22 protein-coding genes are annotated in these 22,849 nt (G+C 68.3%); 13 read left to right on the forward strand and 9 right to left on the reverse strand.

Annotated elements, in window-relative coordinates:
* Positions 1 to 15: 15 nt before the first annotated feature.
* Together HQ314_RS19260 and HQ314_RS19265 are read right to left on the reverse strand one after the other, a co-directional pair.
* Positions 16 to 735 (reverse strand): response regulator, encoded by a 720-nt coding sequence (locus tag HQ314_RS19260; protein ID WP_222650953.1) that lies wholly within the window; start codon positions 733 to 735, stop codon positions 16 to 18.
* Positions 728 to 2,281 carry a sensor histidine kinase gene (locus tag HQ314_RS19265; RefSeq protein ID WP_027504311.1) on the reverse strand — a complete coding sequence of 518 codons (1,554 nt, stop codon included), beginning with the start codon at positions 2,279 to 2,281 and terminating at the stop codon, positions 728 to 730. The genes HQ314_RS19260 and HQ314_RS19265 overlap by 8 nt, the downstream gene beginning before the upstream one ends.
* A 157-nt stretch (positions 2,282 to 2,438) precedes the next feature.
* Between HQ314_RS19265 and HQ314_RS19270 the strand changes: the two genes are divergently transcribed.
* The 3 genes from HQ314_RS19270 to HQ314_RS19280 all read left to right on the forward strand — a co-directional run bounded on the left by HQ314_RS19270 (position 2,439) and on the right by HQ314_RS19280 (position 5,219).
* On the forward strand, positions 2,439 to 3,824 hold the full coding sequence (locus HQ314_RS19270) for a cation:dicarboxylate symporter family transporter (protein WP_222627095.1): 1,386 nt from the start codon (positions 2,439 to 2,441) through the stop codon (positions 3,822 to 3,824).
* Positions 3,825 to 3,919: 95 nt separating this feature from the next.
* A complete protein-coding gene (locus HQ314_RS19275; RefSeq protein ID WP_027504309.1) occupies positions 3,920 to 4,420 on the forward strand; it encodes a glutathione peroxidase in 501 nt (166 codons plus the stop codon).
* 61 nt (positions 4,421 to 4,481) lie between these two features.
* Entirely contained in the window at positions 4,482 to 5,219 is a 738-nt protein-coding gene (locus HQ314_RS19280) for a DUF2334 domain-containing protein (RefSeq protein WP_027504308.1), read from the forward strand.
* Here the strand turns inward: HQ314_RS19280 and HQ314_RS19285 are convergent.
* Positions 5,199 to 6,467 carry a VOC family protein gene (locus HQ314_RS19285; RefSeq protein ID WP_037184015.1) on the reverse strand — a complete coding sequence of 423 codons (1,269 nt, stop codon included), beginning with the start codon at positions 6,465 to 6,467 and terminating at the stop codon, positions 5,199 to 5,201. The genes HQ314_RS19280 and HQ314_RS19285 overlap by 21 nt on opposite strands.
* Positions 6,468 to 6,476: 9 nt before the next feature.
* Positions 6,477 to 8,069: a bifunctional NAD(P)/FAD-dependent oxidoreductase/class I SAM-dependent methyltransferase gene (locus HQ314_RS19290; RefSeq protein WP_222650955.1), complete on the reverse strand. Its 1,593-nt coding sequence runs from the start codon at positions 8,067 to 8,069 to the stop codon at positions 6,477 to 6,479.
* Between the two features lie 65 nt (positions 8,070 to 8,134).
* Between HQ314_RS19290 and HQ314_RS19295 the strand changes: the two genes are divergently transcribed.
* Entirely contained in the window at positions 8,135 to 8,716 is a 582-nt protein-coding gene (locus HQ314_RS19295) for a helix-turn-helix domain-containing protein (protein WP_222627893.1), read from the forward strand.
* On the opposite strand, the gene HQ314_RS19300 is transcribed toward HQ314_RS19295, so the two are convergent.
* Positions 8,701 to 9,348, reverse strand: a complete 648-nt coding sequence (locus tag HQ314_RS19300; RefSeq protein WP_222650956.1) for a TetR/AcrR family transcriptional regulator — start codon at positions 9,346 to 9,348, stop codon at positions 8,701 to 8,703. The two genes, HQ314_RS19295 and HQ314_RS19300, sit on opposite strands and share 16 nt — an antisense overlap.
* A gap of 64 nt (positions 9,349 to 9,412) precedes the next feature.
* Between HQ314_RS19300 and HQ314_RS19305 the strand changes: the two genes are divergently transcribed.
* Entirely contained in the window at positions 9,413 to 11,071 is a 1,659-nt protein-coding gene (locus HQ314_RS19305) for an FAD-binding dehydrogenase (RefSeq protein ID WP_222650957.1), read from the forward strand.
* Between the two features lie 19 nt (positions 11,072 to 11,090).
* Here the strand turns inward: HQ314_RS19305 and HQ314_RS19310 are convergent, their stop codons facing one another.
* Positions 11,091 to 11,825 (reverse strand): SIMPL domain-containing protein, encoded by a 735-nt coding sequence (locus tag HQ314_RS19310; RefSeq protein ID WP_222627889.1) that lies wholly within the window; start codon positions 11,823 to 11,825, stop codon positions 11,091 to 11,093.
* A gap of 31 nt (positions 11,826 to 11,856) precedes the next feature.
* Positions 11,857 to 12,501: an MBL fold metallo-hydrolase gene (locus tag HQ314_RS19315; protein ID WP_027504303.1), complete on the reverse strand. Its 645-nt coding sequence runs from the start codon at positions 12,499 to 12,501 to the stop codon at positions 11,857 to 11,859.
* 89 nt (positions 12,502 to 12,590) lie between these two features.
* Here HQ314_RS19315 and purS point away from each other — a divergent pair, with 89 nt between their 5' ends.
* Together purS and purQ are read left to right on the forward strand one after the other, a co-directional pair.
* Positions 12,591 to 12,824: a phosphoribosylformylglycinamidine synthase subunit PurS gene (gene purS / locus HQ314_RS19320; protein WP_027504302.1), complete on the forward strand. Its 234-nt coding sequence runs from the start codon at positions 12,591 to 12,593 to the stop codon at positions 12,822 to 12,824.
* The gene (purQ, locus tag HQ314_RS19325; protein ID WP_307095590.1) at positions 12,821 to 13,531 is read left to right on the forward strand and encodes a phosphoribosylformylglycinamidine synthase subunit PurQ; all 711 of its coding nucleotides are present in this window, start codon (positions 12,821 to 12,823) and stop codon (positions 13,529 to 13,531) included. The genes purS and purQ overlap by 4 nt, the downstream gene beginning before the upstream one ends.
* Here the strand turns inward: purQ and HQ314_RS19330 are convergent.
* Positions 13,521 to 14,783, reverse strand: coding sequence for an alpha-amylase family protein (locus HQ314_RS19330; RefSeq protein ID WP_222650958.1), 1,263 nt, complete (start codon positions 14,781 to 14,783; stop codon positions 13,521 to 13,523). The genes purQ and HQ314_RS19330 overlap by 11 nt on opposite strands.
* 691 nt (positions 14,784 to 15,474) lie before the next feature.
* On the opposite strand from HQ314_RS19330, the gene HQ314_RS19335 reads away from it, so the two are divergent.
* The 6 genes from HQ314_RS19335 to HQ314_RS19360 all read left to right on the forward strand — a co-directional run bounded on the left by HQ314_RS19335 (position 15,475) and on the right by HQ314_RS19360 (position 22,447).
* Complete coding sequence (locus HQ314_RS19335; RefSeq protein WP_056447496.1) at positions 15,475 to 16,749, forward strand: M18 family aminopeptidase; 1,275 nt, start codon at positions 15,475 to 15,477, stop codon at positions 16,747 to 16,749.
* Positions 16,750 to 16,980: 231 nt separating this feature from the next.
* The gene (locus HQ314_RS19340) at positions 16,981 to 17,175 is read left to right on the forward strand and encodes a hypothetical protein (protein WP_308119497.1); all 195 of its coding nucleotides are present in this window, start codon (positions 16,981 to 16,983) and stop codon (positions 17,173 to 17,175) included.
* Positions 17,176 to 17,260: 85 nt separating this feature from the next.
* Positions 17,261 to 17,803, forward strand: coding sequence for a dihydrofolate reductase family protein (locus HQ314_RS19345; RefSeq protein WP_222650960.1), 543 nt, complete (start codon positions 17,261 to 17,263; stop codon positions 17,801 to 17,803).
* 153 nt (positions 17,804 to 17,956) lie between these two features.
* Positions 17,957 to 20,266 (forward strand): phosphoribosylformylglycinamidine synthase subunit PurL, encoded by a 2,310-nt coding sequence (gene purL / locus HQ314_RS19350; protein ID WP_051612987.1) that lies wholly within the window; start codon positions 17,957 to 17,959, stop codon positions 20,264 to 20,266.
* Positions 20,267 to 20,306: 40 nt separating this feature from the next.
* Positions 20,307 to 22,100 (forward strand): alpha/beta-hydrolase family protein, encoded by a 1,794-nt coding sequence (locus HQ314_RS19355; protein ID WP_222650961.1) that lies wholly within the window; start codon positions 20,307 to 20,309, stop codon positions 22,098 to 22,100.
* Entirely contained in the window at positions 22,097 to 22,447 is a 351-nt protein-coding gene (locus tag HQ314_RS19360; protein ID WP_222650962.1) for a CPBP family intramembrane glutamic endopeptidase, read from the forward strand. The genes HQ314_RS19355 and HQ314_RS19360 overlap by 4 nt, the downstream gene beginning before the upstream one ends.
* Here HQ314_RS19360 and HQ314_RS19365 read toward each other — a convergent pair.
* Complete coding sequence (locus HQ314_RS19365; protein ID WP_027504296.1) at positions 22,416 to 22,829, reverse strand: VOC family protein; 414 nt, start codon at positions 22,827 to 22,829, stop codon at positions 22,416 to 22,418. The two genes, HQ314_RS19360 and HQ314_RS19365, sit on opposite strands and share 32 nt — an antisense overlap.
* Positions 22,830 to 22,849 lie beyond the last annotated feature (20 nt).

Consider the following 22,849-nt stretch of genomic DNA (forward strand, 5'->3'; position numbering starts at 1 on the left):
CCCGTCGTCAGGCGGTCACCGCCAGCGGTACCGCACCTGGGGCCGTCCGGCCCTGCCGTACTCGGTGTGCCGCTCGACGAGCCCGTCGTCGGCGAGCCGTTCGAGATAGCGCCACGCCGTCACCCGGGAGACGCCGACGGCCTTGGCTGCCTCGGAGGCCCCGAGTCCCTCGGGCTGTGCCCGCACGCTGTTCGAGATCTCGGTGAGTGTCGCCGGAGCGATGCCCTTGGGGGAGGCGGCGCGCTCGTCCGCGGTGCGCAGAGAGGCCATGGCGCGGTCGATGTCGCGTTGACTCACCGCCGACTCGCCGTCGCGCAGGGCACTGCGAAACTCGCCGTACCGTTCCAGCTTGTCCCGGAACGCCGCGAAGGTGAAGGGCTTGAGCAGGTACAGCACCACCCCGTGCGCGACGGCGTTGCGCACGACGGCGAGGTCGCGCTCGGAGGTGATGGCGATGACGTCGGGTCCGGGGCGCAGTCCACCGAGTGCGGCGGCGACGTCGATGCCGTTGGCGTCCGGCAGCCCGATGTCGAGCAGGACCAGATCGAACGGCGACCCGTCGGCGATGGCCTTGGACGCCGCGCGCATGGCGCCCGACCCGGTGTGCACCATCGCACCCACGGTGAAGCCGGGGACACGACCGACGTAGCTCGAATGGGCCTCCGCGATCAGGGGTTCGTCCTCGACGATCAGCACGCGGATGGTGGTGTCGTCGGGACCGGGTGCCTCACTCATGCGGGATGCTCGCGGTGACGACCGATCCGTAGGTCGTCTCCGACGTCAGGGTCCCGTGATGGCGTTCGACCACCTGGGTGACCAGCGCGAGACCGAGGCCCCGCGAGCCGGACTTGGTGGAGTATCCGCGGGTCCGTGCTCTCGCCAGGGCGTCCGCGTCCATTCCCGGTCCACTGTCCGCCACCTGGATCACGAGGTCCGTCTCGCTCTCGCGCACGGTCACCTCCACCCACGGCTCGTCCGACTGTTTCGCTGCATCGATCGCATTGTCTATCAAATTTCCGGCGAGAGTGACCAATTCACGTCGGTCGAAGGACTCGGTGTCGGTGAGGGCGGTGTCCTCGGTGACCGTGAGCTCGACGCCCTGCTCGGCGGCCTGGCTCACCTTGCCCAGCAACAGTGCTGCGACCGCGGGTTCCTGCACCGTGCTCATGAGCCGGTCGATGAGGTTCTGCGACAGCTCGAGTTCCTGGGTGGCGAACTCGACCGCCTGCTCGGTGCGGCCGAGTTCGACCATCGTGATGACGGTGTGGAGACGGTTCGCCGACTCGTGCGCTTGCGAGCGCAGCGACTCGGCGAAGGACGTCATCGAGTCGAGTTCGCCCATGACACGCTGCAATTCGGTGTGATCGCGCAGCACGGTCACCGTGCCGAGCCGGCGGGACCCGTGCAGGACGGGGTCCTGGGTCACCACGAGGACACGCGTCGTCGTCAGGTGCATCTCGTCGCGAACGGCGGTGTCGCCCAGTCCGCGCAGCGATTCCGGAAGGCGCTCGCGCGTCACGGGACCCTCGGGCAGGTCCAGCAGCCGCCGCGCCTCGTCGTTGACCAGCTCCGCCTCCGAGTCGTCGCCCCACACCACCAGCCCCTCGCCGATGGAGTGCAGGACGGCGTCGTGGTGCTCGTACATGCTGCGCAGCTCGTCGGGCGCGAGCCCGAGGGTCTGACGACTGAGCCGCCGATTGAGTAGATACGACGCCGCGAGGGCCACGCCGAGTGCCGCCGCGATGATGCCGAGGACTGCCGGGAGCCCGGCGACGAACTGACTGGAGATCTTCTGGCGGGTGACCCCGGCGGAGACGAGCCCCACGACGCGGCCGTCGTCGAGCACGGGCGTGACGGCGCGGATCGACGGTCCCAGAGATCCGCGGTACGTCTCGGTGAACGTCTCGCCGGCGAGCGCCCGGTCGATCGTGCCCGTGAACTGCCCGCCGATCAGCTCGGTGGTGGTGTGGGTGAAACGCGTGCGGTCGGGCGACATGACGACGATGAAGTCCATCCCCGTCGCGATGCGCACGCGCTCGGTCACCGGTTGCAGCGCGGCTGTGGGATCCGCACTCGCGAGTGCGGTCACCGTGGACGGGGCAGTCGCGATCGAGACGGCGATGTCGACGACCTCCCGGCGGATGCTCTCGTCGCTGTCCCGGCGGGCGTCGACGAGGGCGAGAGCGCCGCCGAGCGTCACGAGAAGCACCACGACCGCGAGCTGGCCGACGAGGAGCTGCCGCGCCACGCTGCGGCGACGCCGGGTGTTCGTGCTGCTCACGGGGTTCCTCCGGGTTCGACTGTTCTGCTCACGACATGCGCGTGACCGCTGTACACATGAACGAAATGAACTCATTGGTGACTCGGGTCACGCTCATGGACCACCATTCCATTCAGACAAGCGTGATCCACCTCACGCCACGATCGTAAGGACAACCATGACCGCCAGCATCGACGCCGAACCGTACGACGCGACCCCGCCGCCCAAGAAGAAGCGGGACAAGACCCACTGGCTCTACATCGCCGTGATCATCGCCGTGATCGGCGGTGTCATCGTCGGTCTCGTCGCACCCGAGGTCGGGTCGAGCCTCGGCGTGCTGGGCACCATGTTCGTCGATCTGATCAAGATGATGATCAGCCCGGTCATCTTCTGCACCATCGTGCTCGGCATCGGGTCGGTCAAGGCCGCGGCCAGCGTCGGCAAGGTCGGCGGCCTCGCCCTCGGTTACTTCATCACGATGTCCACCTTCGCCCTCGCCATCGGCATGGTGGTCGGCAACCTGATCCAGCCGGGAACCGGCCTGAACATCGAGCCGAACTCCGGCGCTGTCGGCAAGCTCGTCGAGACCGCGGAAGGTGCCGGCGGCACGCTCGACTTCATCCAGGGAATCATCCCGACGTCGCTGCTGTCGTCGCTCACCGAGGGCAGCGTGCTGCAGACCCTCTTCGTCGCGCTGCTCGTCGGCTTCGGCCTGCAGGCCATGGGCAAGCAGGGTGAGGGCATCCTCCGCGGCATCGGCTCGATCCAGAAGCTCGTCTTCCGCATCCTGGCCGGCATCCTGTGGCTCGCCCCGATCGGTGCCTTCGGCGCCATCGCCAAGGTCGTCGGTGACACCGGCTTCGAGGCCGTGGTCCAGCTGGCCACCCTCATGCTGGCCTTCTACCTGACCTGCACCATCTTCGTCTTCGGCATCCTCGGCACGATCCTGCGCTTCGTCTCCGGCGTCTCGATCTTCAAGCTGGTCAAGTACCTGGCCCGTGAGTACCTGCTCATCGTCGCCACCTCGTCCTCCGAGTCGGCCCTGCCGCGCCTCATCGCCAAGATGGAGCACGTCGGAGTGCAGCGCACCACGGTCGGCGTCGTCGTCCCCACCGGCTACTCCTTCAACCTCGACGGCACCGCGATCTACCTGACGATGGCCTCGATCTTCATCGCCGACGCCATGGGCAACCCGCTCGGACTCGGCGAGCAGATCTCGCTGCTCGTCTTCATGATCATCGCCAGCAAGGGCGCGGCCGGCGTCTCCGGCGCCGGACTCGCCACGCTCGCCGGTGGTCTGCAGAGCCACCGCCCCGAGCTGCTCGACGGCATCGGCCTCATCGTCGGCATCGACCGGTTCATGTCCGAGGCTCGCGCCGTCACCAACTTCTCGGGCAACGCCGTCGCCACGATGCTGGTCGGCACCTGGACGAAGACCATCGACAACGAGCGCGTCAAGGACGTCCTCGGTGGCAAGCTCCCGTTCGACGAGACCACGATGGTGGACGACGGACACGGAGAGGCCCGCGATCCGGAAGCCAAGCCCGACCTCGTGAAGAACTAGCACCGCGCGCACCGACCGAGAGCGGGCGCATCCTCCACACAGGGAGGGTGCGCCCGCTCTCGTGCTCACGGGTTACCGGCCGGTACTGTGAGCCCATGACAGAACTGCAGAACGTCGGCATCAGCACTCTCGGCGGCGCTCCCACCTCGCTCGAGGAGTACAGCGGCCGCGCGGTGCTCGTGGTCAACGTCGCCTCGAAGTGTGGCCTGACCCCGCAGTACACGACGCTCGAGAAGCTGGCCCGCGAGTACGCGGACCGCGGACTCTCGGTCGTGGGCGTTCCCTGCAACCAGTTCGGTGGCCAGGAGCCCGGCTCGGCCGAGGAGATCGAGACGTTCTGCTCCACGACGTACGACGTCACCTTCCCGCTGATGGAGAAGGTCGACGTCAACGGCGAGAACAGGCACCCGCTCTACGAGATCCTGACGCAGACCGCGGACTCCGAGGGGAACGCGGGAGACGTGCAGTGGAACTTCGAGAAGTTCCTCGTCTCGCCGGACGGCGAGGTCGTGGGCCGATTCCGCCCCCGCACCGAACCGGACGCCCCCGAGGTTCTCGCGGCGATCGACAAGGTGCTGCCCGTTCCGACTCTCTGACGTCGCCCTGCGTTCACGCGGGACGAGACCGTCGTACACCTCGGTGTGCGACGGTTTCTTCATGAGTGCACGTCTGATCGTGTCCGTGTCCGGTATCCGCGACGAGACCCGCGACGCCGCCGCCGAGTTCGCCGCGGAGATGGATCGCCGCGACATCGAGTTGTCGCTTCTCGTGGCCCCGCGGTTGAAGGACAAGTACCGCCTCACGCGCGACACCGAGACGCAGGACTGGCTGCGCATGCGCCGCGATCACGGAGACGCACTGGTCCTGCACGGATACGACCAGGCGGCCACCAAGCGGCGTCGCGCCGAGTTCGCGACCCTCCCCGCTCACGAGGCGCAGCTGCGGTTACGCGCCGCGGACCGGGTCATGGAGGAGATCGGCATGCGCACCCGCGTGTTCGCACCGCCCCGCTGGGTCGCCTCACCGGGTGCGGTGTCCGCCCTTCCCACGGTCGGGTTCCGCGTCTTCGCCGGGCTCGCCGGCATCCAGGACCTCGAGCGGGGAACCACGGTGCGCGGTCGGGTCCACGGTATCGGTGAGGGCTTCGGCACCGGATCCGGTGGCTACGTCTGGGAGCCCGGGTCCACGGAACCGTGGTGGTGCCGCGCGCTCGTCATGGGTGCCGGCCGTACGGCTCGCCGCGGCGGCGTGGTGCGACTGTCGGTGAGCGCCAAGCAGCTCGGCCGTCCGGGCCCCCGTGCCGCCATGCTCGACGCGGTGGACCTGGCGCGCTTCCACGGTGCGACGTCGGCCCGCTACGAGTGGGTTCCGCGCTCACGCACCGCTGTCGCCTGACCCGGCCGCGACCTGCGCGTCGTACAGGTCGTAGGGATCCGCGATCGGCATCCCGAGGGCCTCGGACAGGGACTCCGCCGACCAGCTCGTTCCCTCGGCATCGGTGTCCACGGCGCCGTCCGAGGTGAGGTTCGACCGGAAGATGCCCGCGGCAGACGCGGGCAGGAAGTCCTCGTAGACAACGGGTTCGAGCCCGTCCGGCGTGCGAAGGTAGTAGGCCAGTCCGCGCTCCGCCATCTCCTGATCGGTGCCGGGGAAGTGCTGCGCCCACTCCCGGGCAGCGGCCTCGTCGGAGAGGCCGTCCACCCGCGCCATCGCGGTGTCGTACACCTCCCGGCCGCGGCGGGTGAGGGCGACGCCCCGTGCCTCCACCTCACCGAAGCGCACGCGGAGCCGATCGGAGAACGTGGCACCGGACGCGTCGCGAAAGAGTCGAGGTTCGGCGAGAGCGCGGAACGACGTCTGTCGCAACAGCACCGGCGGTCCGGCCCACCGAGGGGGTCCCTGGATCCTGTCGATCATCTCGATACCGCGCTCGGCCATGCGGCGGTACAGGTCGTCGATGTCGAGCACCCGCGGCGTCAGGTGGTTGATGTGCGTCGACGGCACCCCGCCGATGTCCGCGGCCACCGACGACACGGCTTCGAGCTCGTCGTACCAGGCGCGATCGACCGGCTCCGTGCCGAGTTCGAAGACGGCGACGGCACCGTCGACGAGCGTGGTGGCCTCCGGTTCCGGTAACCCGCCGTCCTCGGCGGCTCGGACCGCGAGGCGCACCAGGTCGGGCGGGACGAGCGTGCGCGCCTCGAGTACGTTCGTGAGTCGCCGCTCCAGATCGGCGGTGAAGAATCTGCGGTCGTCGACGACGAGCATGGAGCAGAACACCCGGAACGGGTTGCGGGCCAACTCGATCGAGTCCACGGGCCGGAACGCCGTGGACACCACCGGTATCGGGGTGGCGGCGTCACGCAGATCGTAGAAGCCGACGGGGTGCATGCCGAATCCCCCGAACAGTCGTGCCACGTCGCGCAACTCGGCGACGGTCCCCACCCGGACGGCTCCGTGCCGTTCCGCCGTGACGCGGTGGAGGGTGCCGAGGCGCTCGGCCTCGGCACCCTCACGGGCCACCACGTCCGCGTTCACCGCGGTCGCCACCTCCACCAGCGTCGTGTACGCCGGGACCTCACGGCCGTACATCGCCGAGAGGGCGACTGCGAAACGAGCGCGGAGATCGGACGCCGGGATCATGCGACGACGCTATCGCTGTCCGACCCGTTCCGGCACCCGGACGGCCACCAGGATGTCGTCGGAGACGTGGGGGGTTCCGGGTGCTGCCTCCACCAGTCGTGGACGCGTCTCGTCGACCGTGACGGTCCACTCGGCGGGGTCGAGGGACTCGGCGACGGAGTGGGGGCTGTGGAAGTCCGACGGATCGAACCCTGCCCAGCGGTGTCCGGGCGACGGGGTGTGGCCGACCATGAGCAGCGTCCCGCCGGGAGCGACGGTGTCGACGAGGCGCGCGACCCCGTCCGCCGGCCCGGACCGCAGGATGCCGAAGTAGTGCAGCGTCAGCAGATCCGTGGAGTGCGGCGGCAGCGGGTCGATCAGCAGGTCCCTTGCCAGCCACGTCACACCGTCGTGCAGTCCGCGTGCCCGCTCCACGGCCACCTCGGAGATGTCGACGCCGGTGACGGTCCAGCCGCGTTCCGCCAGCCACACGGCGTCGGCGCCCTCACCCGATCCGACGTCGACGGCGCGCCCGGGGGAGAGGTGCTCCGCGTACTGGACCAGTGTCGGGTTGGGATTGCCGCTCCACCGCTTGTCCGACTCCCGGTACAACTCGTCCCAGAAGTGCCCGTCCAACGCCGGACGGGGGCGCCCTGCCTGGACCGCCTGGTCGAACTCCTCGGAGACGAGGTTCGCGTTGACGTGAGCGCCGGCGAGGGCTCCCTGCGCGGTGGAGGCGATGACCGTGGCCGACGGGTCGGTGACGTTGCCCGCCGCCCACACTCCCGCCACGGTGGTGGCACCGAAGGAATCGACCTCGACGACGTCGCCGAGTCCGGTCGCGTGCGGCACGGTGGTGAGGCCGAGCGATCCGAGAAGTTCACTGCGAGCGGTGAAGCGCAGTCCCACGGCGAGAGCGTCGACCGCGACCTCGGTCCCGTCTGCCAGCCCGACCGCACGAAGACGATCCTCGCCGGCGAGCACCGCGGTGACCTTGTGCTCGACGATCTCGATGCCGCGCGCGGTGAACTTCTCACGATCCTCGTCCGCCAGTGGTCCGCCGTCGGTGAAGAAGATCAGATTCTCACTCCACTGCCGCCACATCGAGGCGTGATGGATGCTGAACGGCCCGGTGCTCAGGACGCCGATGCGGTGATCCTGGATCTCCCACCCGTCGCAGTAGGGGCACTGCACGACGTCCCGGCCCCAGCGTTCCGCCAGACCGTCGACGGGCGGGAGCAGATCGGTGAGACCGGTCGTCACCACGATGCGCCGCGCCGAGAAGGTGCGTCCGTCGTGTGCGTTCCGACCGTCCTCCGGACTGCCCGCAGTGGTCGCTGTGAAGTGCCCGACGTGACCGCCGAGTGCGGTGACCGTGGCGTCGACCATCGTGACGTCGTATCGCTCGAGGTCGGCTCGGCCGTTCTTCAGGTAGTCGAGCGGCGAGGTGTGGTCCCGACCCAGCACGCCGTGCATGTGCGAGGCAGGGGCGTTGCGAGGAGTTCCGTTGTCCAGAACCAGGACTCGACGGCGGGCGCGGCCGAGCATGAGTGCGGCGGACAGTCCGGCGGATCCGCCGCCGAGGACGATGACGTCGGCGTCGACGTGGTGGTGTGAGGTCATGCGGACACTGTGCGCCCGAGTCTGCGGATTTGACAAACTTATTTGCCGAAACTGCAATATGAGGTATGGACGACTTCGACGGTGTGATCAGTGCGATCGGTCCGCGCCTGCGCGCTCTCCGCGTCGCGGCGGACGTGACCCTGGCCGCAGTGTCCGAACGCACGGGCATCCCGGTGAGCACGCTCTCCCGGCTCGAATCGGGGCAACGCAAGCCCAGCCTCGAGCTGTTGCTGCCGTTGGCCAAGGTGTACGACGTTCCCTTGGACGACATCGTCGACGCCCCCGAGACCGGAGATCCGCGGGTGCAGTTCACGCCGGTCACGACGAACGGCGTCACCGTCGTCCCGCTGACGCGCCGGGCGGGCGGGTTGCAGGCGTTCAAGCAGATCGTCCCCGGAGATCGCTACGAGGAGAACCCGCGGTTGGGGTCTCACGAGGGTTATCACTGGATCTACGTGCTGAACGGGAAGCTACGACTCATCCTGGGCGACAAGGACCTGGTGCTGGGTCCGGGTGAGGTGGCCGAATTCGACACTCACCTTCCGCACTGGTTCGGCAGCGCCGACCGCCGGCCCGTCGAGTACCTGGGAATCTTCGGTCCGCAGGGCGAGCGGATGCACGTGAAGGCGACCTACTCGGGGCGCTGAGGGCCCTCGTGCTCCGGAATGTGCAGGAGGCGTCCGACGACCTCACCCATGAGTTCCGGAGGCACCGTTCCCGGCTGAGCGAGTTCCTCGACGGCGAGTCCGTTGCTGAGTGCCAGGATGACGAACGTGACCCACTCGGCGGGAACGTGCAGCGTCGCGCCGGCGCTTTCGGTGACGCTGACGACGGCGTCGGTGACCGCCGCACGAAGTTGCGCCCGGTGCTCGGCGAACCGGGCGCCCACCTCCGGGTCGCGCAGGGCTCTCGACCAGTAGTCCATGAACAGCAGGTGCCAGTCGCGGTTGTTCGAGATCGCTTCCGTCAGCCGGGTGCTGAGCACACGCTGGGCATCCCGCAGGTCGGACGGGAGTTCGGCGAGCAGGTCGACCGACATCCGGGCCCGGCCGAGCACCTGCCGGTCCATCAGTTCGTAGAACAGCCCCTCCTTGGAACCGAAATTCGAGTAGACCGCGCCCTTGGTGAACCCGGCCTGCTCGGCGATGGCGTCGAGCGTGGCGTCGGCGTACCCGCGTCGGCCGAACTCCGTCATCGCGGACGCGATGATCCGCTCGCGAACCTCGCTGCGAGGGGGGCGCGTGGTCGGCTCGGTGATGTTCGGGTCGGGGGTGCTCACTCGGGAAGAGTACCGCTCGATACCGGCGGTATCGAAAACGTGGTTCGCCGTATACGGTGAGGTCATGGGGATACGAGAGTGCGATGTCGTCGTGGTCGGTGCGGGTCTCGCAGGACTGGTCGCGACAGCGGAACTGGTCGAGGCGGGCAAGCGCGTGATCCTGCTCGATCAGGAGAACGAGGCGAACCTCGGCGGCCAGGCGTTCTGGTCGTTCGGCGGGCTGTTCCTCGTGGACAGCCCGGAGCAGCGTCGTCTCGGCGTCAAGGACTCCTACGAACTCGCCCTGCAGGACTGGATGGGATCAGCCGGCTTCGACCGTCCCGAGGACGAGTGGCCTCGCCAGTGGGCCGAGGCCTACGTCGCCTTCGCGGCGGGGGAGAAGCGCTCCTGGTTGCGCGAGCGCGGCTGGAAGATCTTCCCGGTCGTCGGGTGGGCCGAACGCGGCGGCTACGGCCCCACCGGCCACGGCAACTCCGTGCCGCGATTCCATCTCACCTGGGGTACCGGGCCGGGACTGGTGGAGATCTTCGAACGCATCGTGCGGGACGGTATCGACCGCGGCAGCGTGATCCCCGCCTTCCGGCACCGGGTCGACGAAGTGGTGGTGACTGACGGTGTCGCGACCGGTGTACGCGGCGCCGTCCTGGAGCCGACCCACGTCGCCCGCGGCGTGACGTCGTCCCGCACCGTGGTGGGGGACTTCGAGATCCGGGCCGGCGCGGTGCTGGTGACCTCCGGCGGCATCGGCGGCAACTGGGATCTGGTGCAGAAGAACTGGCCGAAGCGCATGGGCCGCACCCCTTCTCACATGCTCTCGGGCGTGCCGGCGCACGTCGACGGTCGGATGCTGGAGATCTCGCGTGCCGCGGGCGGGAACATCATCAACGAGGACCGCATGTGGCACTACACGGAGGGCATCACCAACTGGGACTCCGTGTGGCCGAACCACGGCATCCGCATCCTGCCGGGTCCGTCGTCGCTGTGGCTCGACGCGTCGGGTGAGCAGCTACCGGCGCCGCTGTTCCCCGGCTTCGACACGCTCGGCACTCTCGAACACATCGTGTCGACGGGACACGACTACACGTGGTTCCTCCTCGATCAGAAGATCATCGAGAAGGAGTTCGGACTCTCCGGTCAGGAGCAGAATCCGGATCTCACCGGCCGCGATCTGCGCAAGCTTCTCGAGCGAGTCCGTCCCGGCGCACCCGGCCCCGTCGAGGCCTTCAAGCAGAAGGGCGTCGACTTCGTCGTCGCCGACACGGTGGCCGAACTGGTCGCCGGTATGAACAAGATCGGTGACGTCACGCTCGACGCCGCCGACGTGGAGAAGTTGGTCGTCGCGCGAGATCGTGAGATGGACAACGACTTCAGCAAGGACCTCTCGGTCTCGGCGATCCACGCGGCGCGCAACTACCGAGGCGATCGCCTGGCGCGCATCGCCACACCGCACAAGCTGCTCGACGAGACCGGGCGTGCCGCAGCGGGTCCGCTGATCGCCGTCAAGTTGCACCTTCTGACGCGAAAGTCGCTGGGCGGGTTGCAGACCGACCTGAACTCCCGGGTGCTTCGAGTCGACGGCACGCCGTTCCCGGGGCTCTACGCGGCCGGCGAGGTCGCCGGCTTCGGTGGCGGCGGTGTGCACGGGTACCGCTCGCTCGAAGGCACATTCCTCGGGGGGTGTATCTTCTCCGGACGTGCCGCGGGACGCGCCCTGCGGCGCTAGGTGTACTGCAGCCGGGGAGTCATCCCAGCGCCCACTGCACGTTCACCGAGACGCTGACGGTCTGCTGCCCCGGCTCGATCGGCACCGCGGACGAGGCGGAGCTTCTGTCGAAGCTGGGCGCCGACTCCTGGCCGGTGATGTTCTCGGTGATCGACAGGACTTTGCCTAGATCGCTTCCGGCCAGGGACGCGTACTGCTCGGCTCGGTCGCGAGCGTCCGCGAATGCCCGTGACCGAGCGTCGGCGATGAGGTCGGAATCGTCGTCGATGCGGAAGGACACGCCGGACACTCGGGTCGCGTTCCCACCTGCGCGGGTGGCGTCGCCCAGCACCGCCGACGCTCGCGACAGGTCGCGCACGGTCACACCGAGGATGTTCGACGCCCGGTAGCCGGAGATCGTGGAGGTTCCGCCCCCGAACCCGTCGGCATACTGCGGGTCGATGGACACCTGGCGGGTCTGGATGTCCGCGCGGTCAACTCCGGCAGCGGCGATCGCCTCGGTCACCGCAGTCACCGCGGTGTTCGCCTCGTCGATCGCCGTCGTCACGTCGTCCGCCGTCGTCTCGACACCGATCTGAGCGGTGAGAGTGTCCGGGGTGCCCTGGATCTCGCCGACCCCGGACACGGAGATCCCCGGCGGTGTGTCGGTGGCCGACGCACCGGACTCCCCGGTCCCGCATGCCGCGGTCGCCGCCACGACGGCCAGCAGGGCGGCAGATCCGATGACCTTCGAGGTACTCCTGGTCCACGTCATCGGGTCAGTGTCCACGACGGTCCGGGAATGTCTAGAGCGACGTGCCCGTCTCCTCCTCCAGGGCGCGGAACTCCGTCCCTTCGCCCGCGAGGCCCGACAGCATGCCGTAGTAGATGCCGCGCGCGTCCGGCGCGACGATGGCCTGGTGGATGGGAACGGCCAGTCGCGGAGAGACGGCGCGGAGGAAGTCGATGCCCTCGCCGATCTTCATCCACGGGGCCGCTGCGGGAAGTGCCAGCACGTCGATCTCCACGTCGGGAACGAACAGCGAGTCGCCGGGATGCATCAGCTGCCCGGGCTGTTCCGGCGTGCCGAGGAGATACGCGATGTTGTCGATCAGCGGGATGTCCGGGTGGATCGTCGCGTGCGTGCCGCCCGCACCCGTCACCTGCACGCCCCCGATGGAGAAGACGTCTCCCGCGTTCACGGCGGTCCACCGATCCCCGAGCTGGTCGGCCGTCTGCGGGTCCGCGTACAGCGCCGCGTCGGGGTTGGCTTCGAGGAGCGCCGGCAACCGATCGGTGTCGACGTGGTCCGCATGCTGGTGCGTGATCAGGATGGCGTCGAGGCCGGTGATGCCCTCGAACCCGTGAGAGAAGGCGCCGGGGTCGAACAGCACCGTCGATCCCGCCATCGACACCTGAATGCACGAATGTCCGAAGTGAGTCAGCTCCATGGTTCCCCAGTATGCGCCGGATTCGTGGAGCGGTTCGGGACTGGGTAAAGTGCCTGCTGGATCTGCCCTCTTAGCTCAGGAGCTCTCACGTGGCCCGTGTGGTTGTCGACGTCATGCCCAAAGCGGAAATTCTCGACCCCCAGGGACAGGCCATCGTCGGGGCGCTGCCGCGACTCGGTTTCGCCGGTGTCTCCGACGTCCGTCAGGGCAAGCGATTCGAGCTCGAGGTCGGCGACGACGTCGACGATGCGACTCTCGACCAGATCGCCGAGACCTTTCTGGCCAACACCGTCATCGAGGAATGGAAAGTGACCCGGCTGTGACTCGCCTCGAAGATCGACCGGCCTCCGGCCTTCCCGCCCGGATCGGTGTGATCACCTTCCCCGGCACGCTGGACGACATCGACGCCTCGCGCGCGGTCACGCTCGCAGGTGGTGAGGCCGTCAGCCTCTGGCACGGCGACGCAGATCTGAAGAACGTCGACGCCGTCGTCGTCCCCGGCGGTTTCTCCTACGGCGACTACCTGCGCGCCGGCGCCATCGCGCGCTTCGCCCCCGTCATGGATGCGGTCATCGACGCAGCGAAGGGCGGCATGCCCGTCCTCGGTATCTGCAACGGCTTCCAGGTGCTGTGCGAGGCCGGACTCCTGCCCGGCGCCCTCACCCGGAACGCCAACCTCCACTTCACGTGTCGCGATCAGTGGCTCACGGTCGAGAGCACGTCCTCGGCGTGGTCCTCGCGGTACGAGGCGGGCGCCGAGATCCTCGTTCCGCTCAAGTCCGGCGAGGGTCGCTTCCAGGCGTCCGAGGCGGTCCTGGACGAGCTCGAGGGCGAGGGACGCGTCGTGTTCCGCTACTCGGGTGACAACCCGAACGGTTCGCAGCGGTCCATCGCGGGCATCTCGTCCGCCGACGGGCGCATCGTGGGACTCATGCCGCACCCCGAGCACGCCACCGAGGCCCTCACGGGCCCCAGCGACGACGGCCTCGGCATCTTCTACTCTGCGCTGGACGCGATCGTCACGGCCTGACGGTCACCGCCCAGGAGTGCGGCCGCAGGTCGTTCTCCACTCCGTCGGCTGCTGCCACGATGTCTCCGGCCGGTCGAGGCACGGGTGCGTCGCCGATGTTCGCCGACAGCACCAGCGTCGTCGTGCCGTCCGTCGCGGTGAGGGTGACCGCGGTGTTCTCCAGTCCGGACACCTCGGCGTGCGCACGGTGCAGCCACGCGAACCGTCGCCGCATCGCGATCAGGGCCTGGTGGCGCCGGTAGTGCGGCCATCCGTACGGCGCCAGATCGTCGGGTGTCGCCGGGAACTCGGGTCGGATGGCATCGTCGCCACCCACCCGCTCCTCCTTGATCCCGCGGAATCCCTGCTCGTCGCCGTAGTACACCGTCGGCGTTCCCGCCACGAAGAACAGCAGCGCGGCGGCGATGTCGGCATCGTCGTCGTCGAGGGTGGACGCGATCCGGGTGACGTCGTGGTTGCCGACGAACGTCGCCGGAACGAACGTGGGCAGCAACTCGTCGTGGCGCCCCAGCGCGTGGGCGAACTCGAAGAAGTTCGCGTCCTTCAGGGCGCTCCACGTCGCCTTCCACAGCTCGTACTGCGTGATCGAGTCGAGTCCGGACTCCCGCACGTACGACGCGTAGTCCCCGTGGATCATCTCGCCGACGATCCAGGCGTCGGGATGTGCCTCTCGCACACGGGGGAGCACCGCCGCCCAGAAGGCCGGTGAGACCGCGTACGCCGCATCGAGCCGCCATCCGTCGACACCGCGGTCGAGCCAGTGCGTCATGACCTGTGCGACGTGCTCCTGCACCGCCGGCTCGTCGTGGTTCAACTCGACCAGCAGATCGTGGCCCTCGAACGTGCGCGGCCGACCGTCCTTCCAGCGGAACCACCGCCCCGCGTCCGAGTCGGGCCCGTCCTGCTCCGCACGAACGAACTGCGGGTGGCTCCTGCCGACGTGGTTGAAGACGCCGTCGAGCAGAACTCGGATGCCCTTGGCGCGTGCCGCACCGATGAGCGCGTCCATGTCGCTGTCGGTTCCCAGACGGGAATCGATGCGGAGATGGTCGACGGTGTCGTAGCCGTGGGTCTCCGACGCGAACACCGGGCCGAGTGCGAGGCCGTTGCACCCGAGCTCGAGGAGGTAGTCGAACCAGCCCTCGATCCGGTCGAGTCGGTGTTCGGTGCGGTCCACTGCCTCGGCCTCGGCGCCGACGAACCCGAGGGGGTACACCTGCCACCAGATGACGTGATCGACCCAGTCCTGCATCGTATTTCCCCCTTTTTCCCGGTCTCGGCGAGGGTTCGCCGAGCGACGGTCTGCTTGTCGGATCGCACAATTCGATTCCGGTTGTGTAGTGACTGTCACTATGGGTGACTGACGTCGGCGGACGACCGTTCGTCACCATCGTGCCAAAGGAGCCCCCGTGTCCTCTGATCTGACCGACCTGTTCCAGAACCTCGCCGGCATCGTCGGCGCACTCGGATCCATCGTCGACGGCTTGTCCTTCTTCAGCTGATCCGAGGTACCTGTGGGGCGGACTCCCGACGAGTGTGCCCCACTGGTATGTCCGGATCGGGACGGGTGGCGCCGTTCCGTCGATCCTGGTGACAATGGTCGTTCCGGACGTCAATGTTGCAGATGATGCAACGATCGGCTCGTGAGTCGGTTCCTGTCACCGAATCGCGATAATTTCTGGGTTGCGAGCCATTCTTTTGTGTGGATTACTTAACACCGCGGGCACACAGCCCACCAACCTCACAAAGGGAGAACACCATGGACCTCACTCAGATCATCGAGACCCTCGGCGCGATCGCCAAGATCTTCGGCGGCTCGGGCGACTTCCTCGACGGCTTGAGCTTCTTCAGCTGAGCTCCACTCGACTCGTGATGCCGGGTCCACCCTCGTGGTGGGCCCGGCATCGCTGTCTCCGCACCCCGTCTCTCTACGATCGGTGACCATGGCGTCCCTCACCTCCGCGACTGCGGCCGGCCTCTGTTCCTTCGTCGACGCGTCCCCGTCGCCGTTCCACGTCGTCGAGACGGTGGCCTCGGAACTGGCGGCGCACGGGTTCACCGCCGTTGCCGAGACCGACGCGTGGCCCTCCGAGCCAGGCCGCTACCTCGTCGTCCGCGGCGGCTCGATCATCGCCTGGTCCACCGAACGTGCACCCGATGCGGCCTTCCGCATCGTGGGCGGACACACCGACAGTCCGAACCTCCGCGTCAAGCAGAACCCCGATCTCGACGTCGCCGGGTGGCAGATGGTCGCCCTGGAGCCGTACGGCGGCGCGTGGCTCAACTCCTGGCTCGACCGCGATCTCGGCATCTCCGGCCGTCTCGGTGTGCGTGACGGCGGCTCGGTGCGCGACGTCCTCGTGCGCGTCGACCGTCCCATCCTGCGGGTGCCCCAACTGGCGATCCACCTGTCGGAGGATCGCAAGGGAGTGCACCTCGATCCGCAGAACAACGTGAACGCGATCTGGGGCGTCGGGCGATCACCCCACTCGTTCATCGGGTTCCTCGCCGACGAGGTCGGGGTGGATCCCGGCGACGTGCTCGGGTGGGAACTGATGACCCACGACCTCAATCCTGCTGCAGTGGTGGGACTCTCGGACGACCTCGTCAGTTCGCCGCGACTGGACAACCAGGGCACCTGCTACGCCGGAACCGAGGCGCTGGTCGTCGCGGCCGCGCAAGCCGACGACTGCATCCCCGTGCTCGCACTCTTCGATCACGAGGAGGTGGGCAGCATGTCGGACCGTGGCGCGTTCTCGGATCTGATGAACACCGTCCTTGAGCGCATCGTGCTCGCGCGTGGTGGCGGCCGCGAGGAGTTCCTGCGCGCGATGGCCGGGTCGATCCACGCCTCGGGCGACATGGCGCACGCGACCCACCCCAACTACGTCTCGCGGCACGAGCCCGCGCACCGCATCGAGGTCAACGGTGGCCCGGTGCTCAAGGTCAACCAGAATCTGCGCTACGCCACCGACGCCGCCGGTGCCGCGGCCTTCGCCTTGGCGTGCGAGCGAGCCGACGTCCCGCTGCAGCGCTACGTCCACCGAGCCGATCTGCCGTGCGGCTCCACCATCGGCCCCATCACCGCCTCCCGCACCGGTCTGTCCACTGTCGACGTGGGTGCCGCGCAGCTCGCCATGCACTCCGCGCGCGAGGTGATGGGCGCACACGACGTCGACATGTACGCCGACGCCTTGGCTGCGTTCCTGGGGGCGTAGCGCTGGGTCGGGCTGCGCTGCGCTGGGTGCCCGTTGCGTCGTGCCGGCGGTGCCGCCGGGCGGTGCGCGCGGTTGTCTGCGCAGGCTACGGGGTGTGCGCTGCACCGGGCGGTGCGCGCGGGCCGTGCGGTGGGTGCGGGAACCCCGTCGACGCGGCCGACGAATCCTGCTGCCGTACGGGGCCCGGCGGGGGAGACTGGCGGGATGGAGATCGCGCGGTGGTGGCCGGCCGTGACGGCAGAGACTCGGGACTGGCTGGTCGAGCACAACGGTGAGCCGCTCCCGACGACCGTGAGGGACGACGTGCTGCGTGTGAACGGCGGTCTCACCAACCCGTCGTGGTGGGCCGGTGAGTCCGTCGACGGTTCGTCCGAGCTGACGGACGCGGCGACGGACTGGATCGAGTCCGCGGCGAACGACGAGTGATGAGTTCCCGCGTCCGACAGGGTCTGTCCCGCAGTGATCGGCGATCGGCGCCGGTTCTTCACGAGGGCGGTACACGATGCGTGCGGTGACGGCAGGGCTCTTCCATTCGGTGGACGGTGTGGTCGAGGCTCCCGACCAGTGGCAGTTCGACAGCTTCGACGACGAACTCGGCCAGTCCATGGGCGGGTTCATGAGCAGGACGACCACCGCCGTCATGGGTCGGGTCGCCTACGAGTCGTGGTCGGATCACTTCGGCAACGCGGGGGCGGACGACCCCTTCGCCGGCTTCATCAATCCGGTGGAGAAGTTCGTCGCCTCACGCACGCTCACCGGAGATCTCGCATGGCAGAACTCGACGCTCATCGACGGCGATCCGGTGGAGTTCGTGCGTCGACTCAAGCAGACCGACGGTGGCGACATCGCGCTGGTGGGCGGCGTCTCTCTGGTCCGCCAGCTCTTCCTGGCCGGTGTGCTCGACACCCTGACCCTGATGACGCACCCCGTCGTCGTGGGCAAGGGCCGGCACCTGTTCGAGCCGGGGGATCCGCTCACTCGTCTCGTCCTGACGAACTCCCTCGTCACGAGCAAGGGCAACGTGGTCGTCGACTACGCCGTCAAGGGGGACTAGCGGGCAGGCCGGAGGCCGGTCGGGGCTGACGAGCGGGCAGGCCGGAGGCCGGTCGGGGCCGACGAACGGGCAGGCCGGAGGCCGGTCGGACGGTGTCGGGTCCTGCACATAGAATGACCTCGACATTCTGCCGAGGGAAGGACCCCATCCACCGTGTCTGTCGAGTCCACTCCTCAGGTCGACGCCCTCCCCACCCCTCCGGTCGACACCGTCTCCGCTGCGGCCGGGTCGCCCGACGTCGCTCAGCCGTGGGCGGAGTTGGGTCTGAAGGAGGACGAGTACGCCCGCATCCGGGAGATCCTCGGCCGCCGCCCGACGGATGCCGAGTTGGCGATGTACTCGGTGATGTGGAGCGAGCACTGCTCGTACAAGTCGTCGAAGGTGCACCTCAAGTACTTCGGCGAGACGACGACGGACGAGATGCGGTCGGGAATGCTCGCCGGAATCGGTGAGAACGCGGGCGTGGTCGACGTCGGCGACGGGTGGGCTGTCACCTTCAAGGTGGAGAGCCACAATCATCCGTCGTACATCGAGCCGTACCAGGGTGCGGCCACCGGCGTCGGCGGCATCGTGCGCGACATCATGGCCATGGGTGCTCGTCCGATCGCGGTGATGGATCAGTTGCGTTTCGGTGCGGCTGATGCTCCGGACACGCGCCGGGTGCTCGAGGGCATCGTGCGCGGCGTCGGCGGTTACGGAAACTCACTCGGCCTCCCGAACGTGGGCGGCGAGACGGTGTTCGACGCGTCCTACGCCGGCAACCCGTTGCTCAACGCGCTGTGCGCCGGAGTGATGCGTACCGAGGATCTGCACCTGGCGTTCGCGTCGGGCTCGGGCAACAAGATCATCCTGTTCGGTGCCCGTACGGGCCTCGACGGGATCGGCGGCGTGTCGGTGCTGGCGTCCGAGACGTTCGACGAGAAGCAGGGCCGACGCAAGCTCCCCGCGGTGCAGGTGGGCGACCCGTTCACCGAGAAGGTGCTCATCGAGTGCTGCCTCGAGCTCTACCAGCAGAAGCTCGTGGTCGGTATCCAGGACCTCGGCGGTGCCGGATTGTCCTGTGCTACCTCCGAGCTCGCTTCGGCGGGTGACGGCGGTATGCACATCGCCCTGGATCGGGTTCCGCTGCGTGCGACCGGGATGACGCCGGCGGAGGTGCTGTCCAGCGAGTCCCAGGAACGCATGTGCGCCGTGGTGGCACCGGAGAACGTCGACGCCTTCATGGCGGTGTGCGCCAAGTGGGACGTGCTGGCGACCGACATCGGCGAGGTCACGGACGGTGAGCATCTCGAGATCACCTGGCACGGCGACGTCGTCGTCGACGTGCCGCCCAAGACGGTGGCCCACGACGGTCCCGTCTACGAGCGTCCCGTGCAGCGGCCCGCGAGCCAGGATGCCCTCGTGGCGAACACCACCGAGGGTCTGCCCCGTCCGACCACAGGTGTGGAACTGCGCGAGACCCTGCTGCAGATGATCTCCTCCCCCCAGCTCTGCAGTCGGCGGCTCATCACCGAGCAGTACGACCGGTACGTCCGCGGCAACACCGTGCTCGCCGAGCACGCCGATGCCGGTGTGGTGCGCATCGACGAGAAGACCGGCCGCGGAATCGCTCTCGCGACCGATGCGTCCGGCCGGTACACCGCGCTGGATCCGTACCGCGGTGCGCAGCTGGCGCTGGCCGAGGCGTTCCGCAACGTCGCGACGACGGGCGCCACGCCGAAGGCCGTCACCAACTGCCTGAACTTCGGGTCGCCCGAGGATCCGGGTGTCATGTGGCAGTTCCAGCAGGCGGTACGCGGCCTGGCGGACGGCTGTGTGCAACTGGGCATTCCGGTCACCGGCGGAAACGTCAGTTTCTACAACCAGACCGGGTCGACGCCGATCCTGCCGACCCCGGTGGTGGGTGTGCTGGGTGTCCTCGACGACGTCCACCGCCGCATCCCCACGGGCATCGGCCTGGAGCCGGGCGAGACCCTGATCCTGTTGGGTGACACGCACGACGAATTGGACGGCTCGATCTGGGCCCAGGTCGTCCACGACCATCTCGGTGGTGTTCCGCCGCAGGTGGATCTGGCTCGCGAGCAGTTGCTGGCCGACATCCTCACGGCGTCGAGCCGCGACGGTCTGGTCACCGCGGCGCACGACCTCTCCGAGGGCGGGCTCGCGCAGACCGTCGTCGAGGTCGCGCTCGCCGGCGAGACCGGGTGCCGCATTCTGCCGCCCGAAGGAACAGATCCTTTCGTCACCTTGTTCTCGGAATCGTCCGGGCGGGTACTCGTTGCTGTCCCTCGGACCGAGGAGACCAGGTTCACGGGGATGTGCAGCGCGAGGGGGATGCCATGGACGCGTATCGGGGTGGCCGACGAAGGGTCGGACGAGGTGGAGTTCCAGGGACTGTTCAGTGTCCCGTTGACCGAACTCCGCGAGGCGTACGAGGGGACGCTCCCGGCGCTCTTCGGCTGACCGACCTTCCCGGCACCGGCACCGGCACCGGCACCGTCCGATGACCGACACCGATACTCGGTCGTCGGACGAACTGCAGCGCCCCCACAGTTTCGAGGAACTGCCGGCGTACGTCCTGAGCTCGGCGACCCGCACGGTGCGCAAGCACCCCGCGTGGATCTGGGCGTGGGGTCTGCTGCGGCTCGACGTCACCGGCATCGCGTTCGGCGCCCTGTTCTTCTGCTGGTCGCTGACGCCGTCACTGCTGCCACGCGGCTGGCTGTTCCAGGGCATCGTCAGCGGCATCACCGCGGCCATCGGGTACGGGGTGGGCGTCGCTGTCGGCTGGATTCTCCTGCGCACGGTGCTTCGTCAGCAGCCGTGGTGGCCGCTGCCGATCCGCGTGGAGCGCGCACTCCTGGTCGCTGTCCCGGTGATCGCGACCGTCGCCGGAGCGGTCATGCTCTACGCCTCTGCGGACTGGCAGCGTCAGCTCGCCGCGCTCATGGGCGCCGAGGGGCTCACGTCCACGGGGTTCATCCGCACCGGCATCATCAGTTTCGCGGTGTGCGCCGCGCTCATCGGACTGTGGCGGGTCATCCGGGACATCCGCCGCTTCGTCGTGCGCTCGATCCTGCGTCTGATCCGACTCCCGCAGTGGGTTGCCAACCTCGTGGGGTTCCTCCTCGTCGTGACGGTGCTCGTCACACTGGTGCAGGGTGTGCTGTTGCGCGGCACCATGACCGTCGCCAACTCGGTCTTCAGCACTCAGAACAGCAACACGCGTGAGGGTGCCGAACAGCCGACGGTGCCCGAGCGTTCCGGTGGTACCGGTTCGCTCGTGGACTGGGACACACTGGGATTCGAGGGCCGGAACTTCGTCTCGGGTGGGTTGTCGGCCGACGAGATGACCCGAGCGACCGGCCGCATGGGCATGGAGGCGATCCGCGCGTACGTGGGACTCGAGAGCGCGGAGACGGACGAGGAGCGCATGAATCTCCTGGTACGCGAACTCGATCGAACCGATGCGTTCTCCCGCAAGGCCATCGTCGTCATCCCGACCACGGGAACCGGGTGGGTCAATCCCACCGCAGCTCGGGCCGTGGAACTGATGTACGACGGGGACGTCGCGCTCGTGGCGTCCCAGTACTCGTACCTTCCGAGTTGGATCTCTTTCCTCGCCGATCGCGAGAAGGCGGCGGCCGCGGGGAAGTTGCTCATCGACACCGTGCACCAGCGATGGGAGCAGGAGCCCGAGGCGTCCAGGCCCAAGTTCTACGTCTACGGAGAGAGTCTCGGAACCCAGGCCGGCGAAGGCGCGTTCGCGGACATCGCCGACATCCGGGACACCGTCGACGGCGTGCTGTGGGTGGGCCCGCCGAACTCCAATCGCATCTGGGACACCTACGTCAGCCGACGCGATCCGGGGACCACCGAGGTGGAACCCGTCTATGCCGGCGGACTGCTGATGCGTTTCGCCGACAGCACCCGCGACGTCGAGGCACTCAGCGGGGACTGGCCCTATCCGCGCGTGCTGTACATCCAGCACCCGTCCGACCCCATCGTGTGGTGGACGCCGGACCTGATCTTCCAACGTCCCGACTGGCTCGCCGAGCCGCCCGGGTACGACCGACTGCCCAGCATGCGGTGGTTCCCGTTCGTCACCTTCTGGCAGGTGAGTGCCGACCTCACGAACGCGGCCGGCGTGCCGGACGGCCACGGCCACAACTACGGGACGACGGTGCTCGACGGTTTCGCCGCCGTGGCCGCCCCCGACGGGTGGACGCAGGCCGACACCGAACGCATCCGGGTCGTCATGAACGAGTACGCCGACGCCGACGGTCCCGAGAAGTGACCGGACTGGCCCGATGGGTGCTGTTCGACATTCCCATCGGGACAGTCCTTCCGGAGGAGTTCCTGTTCCGCGGCGTCGTGGACACCGTGGCCACTGCCGTGGTGGGTCCGCGCGCCGCGCTCGTGTTCGGCTCCACGGCATTCGGGGTCTGGCACTGGTACGACTCGGGCAGGTCGGTGCCCGTCGTCCTGTTCACCGGGGCGGCCGGCGCACTGTTCGTCGAGTCGAAGCGGCGAACCGGCACCATTCTCACGCCCATGGCACTGCACTGGGCCGCCAACTCGGTCGGTGCTATCGCATCGACGTGGTGGCGCTCTACTCGAGGTGACAGACCGCCTCGAGGTTGAGGCCGTCGGGGTCGTACACGAAGCCGCCGAAGTAGTTCTCGTGGTACTCGGGGCAGACGCGCGGCGACAGCTTGTCCCGCGCGCCCGCCGCGAGGGCCGCGGCGTGGAACTCCCGGACGGCGTCACGGGTGGGTGCCGAGAACGCCACGTGCAGTGCGGGATCGACGGTGCTTCCCTGGACGAGCCAGAAGAACGGCTTGCGGCCACTGCCGAATCCGACCATGCGGACGTAGTCGTCGTCCGGCCCGCCGGTGAAGTCGAGCAGCTTCTCGATACCCAGTACCGCGAGGGCCGGCACGTAGATCGCGAGTGAGCGGTCGACATCCGTGACCGTCACGTTGAGGTGGTCGATGGTCGATCCTTGATAGAGATTCGGTGTCATGGAGACAGTGAAGCGTCCAT

This window comes from Rhodococcus sp. BP-332 (genome assembly GCF_019836065.1).
In the GTDB taxonomy this organism is placed as follows: Bacteria; Actinomycetota; Actinomycetes; order Mycobacteriales; family Mycobacteriaceae; genus Rhodococcoides.

Bases quoted from the DNA above. Each gene is read 5' to 3' on its own strand.
- HQ314_RS19260 (WP_222650953.1), bottom strand. From the start codon at position 735: ATGAGTGAGGCACCCGGTCCCGACGACACCACCATCCGCGTGCTGATC.
- HQ314_RS19270 (WP_222627095.1), top strand. From the start codon at position 2,439: ATGACCGCCAGCATCGACGCCGAACCGTACGACGCGACCCCGCCGCCC.
- HQ314_RS19275 (WP_027504309.1), top strand. From the start codon at position 3,920: ATGACAGAACTGCAGAACGTCGGCATCAGCACTCTCGGCGGCGCTCCC.
- HQ314_RS19280 (WP_027504308.1), top strand. From the start codon at position 4,482: ATGAGTGCACGTCTGATCGTGTCCGTGTCCGGTATCCGCGACGAGACC.
- HQ314_RS19285 (WP_037184015.1), bottom strand. From the start codon at position 6,467: ATGATCCCGGCGTCCGATCTCCGCGCTCGTTTCGCAGTCGCCCTCTCG.
- HQ314_RS19290 (WP_222650955.1), bottom strand. From the start codon at position 8,069: ATGACCTCACACCACCACGTCGACGCCGACGTCATCGTCCTCGGCGGC.
- HQ314_RS19295 (WP_222627893.1), top strand. From the start codon at position 8,135: ATGGACGACTTCGACGGTGTGATCAGTGCGATCGGTCCGCGCCTGCGC.
- HQ314_RS19305 (WP_222650957.1), top strand. From the start codon at position 9,413: ATGGGGATACGAGAGTGCGATGTCGTCGTGGTCGGTGCGGGTCTCGCA.
- HQ314_RS19310 (WP_222627889.1), bottom strand. From the start codon at position 11,825: ATGACGTGGACCAGGAGTACCTCGAAGGTCATCGGATCTGCCGCCCTG.
- HQ314_RS19315 (WP_027504303.1), bottom strand. From the start codon at position 12,501: ATGGAGCTGACTCACTTCGGACATTCGTGCATTCAGGTGTCGATGGCG.
- HQ314_RS19330 (WP_222650958.1), bottom strand. From the start codon at position 14,783: ATGCAGGACTGGGTCGATCACGTCATCTGGTGGCAGGTGTACCCCCTC.
- HQ314_RS19335 (WP_056447496.1), top strand. From the start codon at position 15,475: ATGGCGTCCCTCACCTCCGCGACTGCGGCCGGCCTCTGTTCCTTCGTC.
- HQ314_RS19355 (WP_222650961.1), top strand. From the start codon at position 20,307: ATGACCGACACCGATACTCGGTCGTCGGACGAACTGCAGCGCCCCCAC.
- HQ314_RS19365 (WP_027504296.1), bottom strand. From the start codon at position 22,829: ATGACACCGAATCTCTATCAAGGATCGACCATCGACCACCTCAACGTG.